This is a genomic window from Leucobacter musarum subsp. musarum, from assembly GCF_001273845.1.
Classification (GTDB): domain Bacteria; phylum Actinomycetota; class Actinomycetes; order Actinomycetales; family Microbacteriaceae; genus Leucobacter; species Leucobacter musarum.
The window spans coordinates 1-204 of sequence record NZ_JHBW01000036.1 but is presented as its reverse complement, the minus strand read 5'-3'; the positions used below and the strand labels follow the sequence as shown (position 1 = coordinate 204).

At 56.4% G+C, this 204-nt stretch carries 1 protein-coding gene; it reads right to left on the bottom strand.

What is annotated here, in order from left to right:
* On the bottom strand, nt 1–204 hold a 204-nt coding region (locus CH42_RS16740), incomplete at both ends, for a hypothetical protein (protein WP_204374505.1).

The window sequence follows — 204 nt, the reverse complement described above, 5'->3', positions numbered from 1 at the left end:
ACCGCATCATGATGAATCTTTAAGAAGGAGGAAAAAGAGGGGAAGGAAGAAAAGGCGAGTACTACTGAGCCAGCTGAGCCCTCCACCGATCGCCCCGCCACGCATGCCACCAATGTCGGCACCCCCGAGTAGGATCGAACCGTGAGCCACATCTCCCGTTTGTCGAAGAAGATTTCCGCAATCGCCGAGTCCGCGACGCTCAAG